This window comes from Chitinimonas sp. (genome assembly GCF_041904975.1).
Taxonomy (GTDB): Bacteria; Pseudomonadota; Gammaproteobacteria; order Burkholderiales; family Chitinimonadaceae; genus Chitinimonas.
Genome location: NZ_JAYRLZ010000274.1, coordinates 1 through 5524, shown reverse-complemented (window position 1 = coordinate 5524; position 5524 = coordinate 1). Strand labels below are relative to the sequence as shown.

Sequence of the window (5524 nt, the reverse complement as noted above, 5' to 3'; positions counted from 1 at the left end):
CTCTGTGTCTACAGGTTTTGCCCTTTGCCGGAACACGCCAGCTGCGCCCTGCCTCAGCAAAGTCGGCTCAGATCATCAAGAGGCAAATCGCCCCCAGCAGCAAAGTCCCCCAAAACACCAGCCGGTCCGCTTCGAACTGCATCATGTGCTTGCTCCCCTCAGGTTGATGTCGCTAGTCTGCAAGCCATCAATCTCAATTGATGAGCCTGCTCATGGACAAGGCAACCCGAACCTATAAATTGCATCGGCTACTGGCGGGGCGGCGCACTGGCGTACCGCTGTCGCGCATCATGGAAGAGCTGGAATGCTCGCGCGCCACTGCAAACCGCATCATTCAGGAAATGCGCGACGAATTTCGGGCACCCATCGTTTTCGATCGCGAATTGGGTGGCTATCGACTGGACGGCAAGCCAGACAATATCGAGCTGCCCGGCATCTGGTTTTCGGCCGATGAGCTACTGGCCATGCTAGCCATGGAGCAATTGCTATCGCAGATCGGCAGCAGCTATCTATCGCGACTGTTGCAGCCAGTGCGCGAACGGGTAGCCGATATGCTGGGCAAAAGCCACCACAATCCAGATGGCCTAGCCTCACGCATCCGCCTGCTGGAGCATATGCGCCGCCACACCACGCCAGCCTCGTTCGAAGCGATTGCCGCCGCCACCATCGCGCGCAAACAGCTCCATATCCGCTATCACAGCCGCCACAAGAATCAGCAAACCAGCCGGCTGATCTCGCCTCAGCGCATGGTTCACTACCGCAGCAACTGGTATGTAGATGCCTGGTGTCATCAACAAGACGCACTACGCCGATTCTCGCTGGACCGGATTGCCTCGGCTGAACTGGGTGAGGCCATCGAGAAAGACCTCGATAGCAGCGAGCTGGATGCCGCACTCGATGGCGAATACGGCGCATTTACCGGCCAGGCAACCCAGCTGGCGGTGCTTCAGTTCACTGCCGAAGCCGCACGCTGGGTGGCCGATGAGCAGTGGCATGCGCAGCAACAAGGGAAATGGCTGGCTGATGGCCGTTATGAGCTGACCGTACCGTTTGGCCAAGCCCAGGAGCTGACCATGGATATCCTGCGCTGGGGGCCATCGGTGAGAGTGCTTTCGCCGCCCGCTTTGATCGCCCAGGTTCAGTGCGACCATGCACAGGCGCTGGCCCAGTACCAAGCACAGCACCCGCCATGTGGATAGCGACTCATTGACGGCATACAGCAATGCCTTTGCCCAAAAACAACAAAAGGCCAGTCGCAACGACCGGCCTTTTTGCTTGATAGAACTGTGTCCCGACTGGACCTCAGTACCTAGGAATACTTGTTTGGACTCTTGCCTTCTTGCGCACACCAAACGATCAACACGATCCAGCCAATGATCGGAATCAGGCCGATCAGCTGGAACCAGCCGCTGCGGTCGGTATCGTGCAGGCGGCGTGCCGTCACCGCGATATAGGGAACCAGGGTTACCAGCGAGAAAACCAAAGACAGCTTGTCGCTGACGATTCCGAGGACCACCCCAGCCAGCAAATTGAACAGGGCCCACCACCAGAACTCGGAGCGGCTTGCGCAGCCGTTGAAATCGGCAAACTTGGTAAAGCAGGTACGAATAGACTCCACAAAGGTCATGCTTCCTCCTTGATTGTTGACGCCTGTCCTGCGGGCGCGGCTGCAAACACTGGCAATCCGGTAGCGATAAGCAGGACAGCGGCGCAATCATGCCGCAATATCGCGCTGCCTGTCAGGCGTTTGCGGGAAACGAGCACCTGCCATGAGCCCAGAAACAACAAGGGCCAGTCGCAATGACTGGCCCAAGTGTTTGACTTATCTGGCGCGCCCGACAGGGATCGAACCTGTGACCTTCAGCTTCGGAAACTGACACTCTATCCAACTGAGCTACGGACGCGGATTTTTGCTGCGAAAGGCGCGTAAGAATAGCGATTTTGCGCCACAACGTCCAGCTTTGGCCCGCAAGCGTTGGTGGTGGCGGTCAATCCCGCTATAATTGCGGGGTTTTTGGTCGCCATCTGGGCGGCCTTACCCGACAACAGAGCACAAAAGGATGGCAGCATGAGCGACGAGAAGGCCGACAACCCGATGACCGTCAAGCAGTTGATTGGGGTAGTCCTGGCAACCATTATCGGCATTCCCGTTTTCCTGTTCTTCGCGGTCAAGCTGTTTACCGGCGGCATGGCACTGGATGCAGGCAGCCCGACCATGACTAATGAAGCCATTGCCGCGCGTATCCAGCCGGTTGGCCTTGCCAAGCTCGACGAATCGGGCCCACCCGGCAGCCGCGCCGGCAAGGCGGTGTATGAGAATGTGTGTATCTCCTGTCACGGCGCAGGCTTGGCCGGCTCGCCGAAGTTTGCCGATGCTGCCGCCTGGGGCGCACGCATCAGCAAGGGCTATGCAACGCTGGTCGAGCATGCCGTCAAAGGCATCAACGCCATGCCGGCCAAAGGCGGCGCAGCTGATCTGACCGACGATGAAGTGGCCCGTGCCGTGGCCTATATGGGTAATGCCGCAGGCGCCAAGTTCACCGAGCCGGCAGTCAAGGGTGCCGCAGGTGCAGTAGCCGCAGCTGGCGCCAAGGTAGACCCGGCCACCAAGGGCAAGGAAATCTATGAAAGCACCTGCGTAGCCTGCCACGGCAGTGGTGCAGCCGGCGCGCCGAAGTTCGGCGACAAGTCTGCATGGGCACCACGCGTGAAAGTGGGCCTGGATGCGCTGGTGGCCAGCGGTATCAAGGGCAAGAACGCCATGCCGGCCAAGGGCGGCTATGGTGGCTCGGACGAAGAGTTCCACGCAGCTGTTGAATACATGGTCAACGCGGCCAAGTAAGCAGGGCAAGTACCAGACAAAACGGCGCATCCTCGATGCGCCGTTTTTCATTTCTGCCTGCAGCCCGCGCTCGCGGGAGGAATCAGGCCACAATCGGCAAAGGCGCAAACTGCCGCCCCAGCGACGCCACGCCATCGCTGCCCCAACAGAAACGGCAGGCGCTGGCATACAGTTGTCGAAAATCCACCGCCGCGCGCAGATTGCCGCCATCGAGATCGGCAAAGTCCGGCCGCTTGCCATACAAGCCGCCACGCACCGCTCCACCCAGCGCAAAGTGCACATTGGCCGTGCCATGGTCGGTGCCGCCGCTTTCGTTCTCATAGGGGCGGCGGCCAAATTCGGCATAGCTGAAGATCAGCGCATCCTGCCAACGACCCAGCTCGGTCAAGGCGGCCTGCATGGCCACCAGGCCCTGCGCCAGCTCACCGAGCAAGCGCTCCTGCTGCGGCCGCTGGTTGACGTGGGTATCGAAGCTGCCGAGGGTAAGGCGGAGTACGCCGATATTACGATTGGCTGCCAGCGCATCCATCGCGACCTTTACCGTCTTGCCAAAGCCATTGTCAGGGAAGGCTGTCTGCAGTTTGCCCCCCACAGCCAGGCCCTTGGCCGCCAGCCGGATATCCGCCTCCACCTTCAACAAATGCGCCAGCGCCGCATTCGGTGCGCCAGCCGCCATATCATTGGCGAGCTTGGCCTGCTGCACAAAGGCATCGGTGCTTTGCAGCACCAGGGCACGCGCGCCACCATCGAGCGGCCCCAGTTCCGGGCTGCCGACCAGCACGCCATCGGCAACAAACTCCGCCGGCAAGGGGCGGGCGGCAAACTGGCGCGTCAGCCAACCGCTTTGCAAGGTGGTATCGCTGTCGGATGCGGTGTCCCAGATCTCGATCGAGCGGAAATGCGACAGATTGGGCTTGGGGTAGCCCAGGCCCTGCACCAGCGCCAACCGGCCGTCCTGCCACAAAGGTAGCAAGGGGCTTAGCGCCGGGTGCAGTCCGGTGCGTTCATCGAGCTGCACCACCTGATCGCGGGCAATCGCCAGCTTGGGCCGCGCCGCATAATAGGCCGGGTCGGCATAGGGGATGACCGTGTTAAGGCCGTCGTTGCCGCCTTTCAATTCGATCAGGATCAATAGGCGCGCCGATGCGCTCGGTGCCGCCGCACAGGCCAGTCCAGGGGCGAGGGTCAACATGCCGCCGCAGGCGGTGGCGCGTAGGAATTCACGTCGATTCATGGCGGCGTCCTTATTTGAGCTGATACTGCGGGTTGAGGGCCATCTGGCTGATACTACTGGCGGCACTGCCATCGGCCATGCCATCCATGGACAAGGGCAGCAACAACAAGCTGGCCCGCCCCAGGCCGCCCACACTGGCAAGCCAGGTCTCGGCATTGAAGTCGACGCTCCCCTGCCCCAGCCGCGCCAATTCCTTGTCGACCCGACTGGGATCGAGCGGCGGCGCCGCCATGTCCGATATGCGGAACAGCTTTGCCAGCATCTGCTTGCGCGTCAGCAAGGTCTGGCTATTGATCCAGTCGGTGTAGCCGGGCCAGCCCTTCACATTCGGTGGATTGAACAGGTCCTGCCCCAGATTGCGGCTGACGCCCAGAATCGGCTTCCACGACGGCGGCTTGAGGCCAAAGCTGCGGTAGCTGCCAATCGCCAGCTCCACCGGCGACTTCACCAGCACGCCACGATTGTTCGGCGCCCAGAATCCATCACTCATCAACAAGGCGCGCATCAAGGGCTTGATCTCGTAATGGGCGTCGCGGAACAGCTTGCCCAGGCGCCGGATTTCGCTCGGGTCGGGCTCGGGCGAGACAAACTCGCGCCACAGCTTGGCGCTGATGAATTCACCCAGCTCAGGCCGCGCCAGCAGCAAATCAAGAAACTGGTCCGGATCGAAATTGCCACGCTGGCCGAACACGGTTTTTTCGCCGAAATCATGCAGCGCCGGCCGAAATCGGTAGTCGCCGCTGTCGCGGTCCAGGCTCATGCCGGTGAGGGCACGCGCCGCCTCGCGGATATCCTGCTCGCTGTAATGGCCCTCGCCGAGGGTGAACAGCTCCATCACCTCGCGGGCGAAATTCTCGTTGGGCTCGCCACGCCGGTTCTTTACCCCATCGAGGTATTCGAGCATGGCCGGATCGCGCGCCACCTCGTGCAAAAGCCGCCCGAAATTGCCCAGGCCCTCGCGGCGTAGCAAGACATTCTGCCGGTACATCAGCTGCGGCGATTTGACCTTTTGCTGTGCCGACACAAAATGGTTGTGCCAGAACAGGGTCATCTTCTCGGTCAGGGGCGATGGCGTTTCAAGCAGCTCCTGATACCACCACTCACGCAGTGCAATGCCCTGCTCACGGATCTGCTCGCGGTAGGCCTGCTTGGCCGCTTCGTCATTGGCCACCTCGCGTTTCGGAAACGGCGCATCATTAACCCAGGCCGGCGGCGGCGTGCCCGCCTGGGTCTGTACGCCAGCCAGCAATTGTTCGACCGCCTGACTGCGCGACATACGACCGAATTGCGCCAATTCCTCGCTACGGACACCAAAGCCGGTGCGCGCCAGCAAATGCCGCGCATCGGCCTCGCCCATGGGTGAGGCAAGCACCGAAACGGCCATGACCAAAGCCAGTAAGTAAGGCAGCATGATTGTCCTTCACAGATACCGAGGAGAAACCAGCCTA

The 5524-nt window shown here is 61.0% G+C and carries 5 protein-coding genes and 1 tRNA gene; 2 read left to right on the top strand and 4 right to left on the bottom strand.

The features are described 5' to 3' along the window. The first annotated feature begins 212 nt into the window (after positions 1 to 212). A complete protein-coding gene (locus ACE3OH_RS18690) occupies positions 213 to 1199 on the top strand; it encodes a helix-turn-helix transcriptional regulator (RefSeq protein ID WP_374356764.1) in 987 nt (328 codons plus the stop codon). A 110-nt stretch (positions 1200 to 1309) separates the two neighbouring features. Here ACE3OH_RS18690 and ACE3OH_RS18685 read toward each other — a convergent pair whose 3' ends face one another. Next, on the bottom strand, positions 1310 to 1627 hold the full coding sequence (locus ACE3OH_RS18685; protein WP_374356762.1) for a DUF805 domain-containing protein: 318 nt from the start codon (positions 1625 to 1627) through the stop codon (positions 1310 to 1312). 200 nt (positions 1628 to 1827) lie between these two features. Beyond that, positions 1828 to 1904 (bottom strand) — tRNA-Arg (locus ACE3OH_RS18680). Between the two features lie 164 nt (positions 1905 to 2068). Here ACE3OH_RS18680 and ACE3OH_RS18675 point away from each other — a divergent pair. Next, positions 2069 to 2842 carry a cytochrome c5 family protein gene (locus ACE3OH_RS18675; protein WP_374356760.1) on the top strand — a complete coding sequence of 258 codons (774 nt, stop codon included), beginning with the start codon at positions 2069 to 2071 and terminating at the stop codon, positions 2840 to 2842. A gap of 82 nt (positions 2843 to 2924) precedes the next feature. Here ACE3OH_RS18675 and ACE3OH_RS18670 read toward each other — a convergent pair whose 3' ends face one another. Beyond that, positions 2925 to 4076 (bottom strand): DUF1501 domain-containing protein, encoded by a 1152-nt coding sequence (locus ACE3OH_RS18670; protein ID WP_374356757.1) that lies wholly within the window; start codon positions 4074 to 4076, stop codon positions 2925 to 2927. Between the two features lie 10 nt (positions 4077 to 4086). Beyond that, positions 4087 to 5487: a DUF1800 family protein gene (locus tag ACE3OH_RS18665; RefSeq protein ID WP_374356754.1), complete on the bottom strand. Its 1401-nt coding sequence runs from the start codon at positions 5485 to 5487 to the stop codon at positions 4087 to 4089. Between the last annotated feature and the right edge of the window lie 37 nt (positions 5488 to 5524).

Bases quoted from the DNA above. Each gene is read 5' to 3' on its own strand.
- ACE3OH_RS18670 (WP_374356757.1), bottom strand. From the start codon at position 4,076: ATGAATCGACGTGAATTCCTACGCGCCACCGCCTGCGGCGGCATGTTG.
- ACE3OH_RS18675 (WP_374356760.1), top strand. From the start codon at position 2,069: ATGAGCGACGAGAAGGCCGACAACCCGATGACCGTCAAGCAGTTGATT.
- ACE3OH_RS18665 (WP_374356754.1), bottom strand. From the start codon at position 5,487: ATGCTGCCTTACTTACTGGCTTTGGTCATGGCCGTTTCGGTGCTTGCC.
- ACE3OH_RS18690 (WP_374356764.1), top strand. From the start codon at position 213: ATGGACAAGGCAACCCGAACCTATAAATTGCATCGGCTACTGGCGGGG.
- ACE3OH_RS18685 (WP_374356762.1), bottom strand. From the start codon at position 1,627: ATGACCTTTGTGGAGTCTATTCGTACCTGCTTTACCAAGTTTGCCGAT.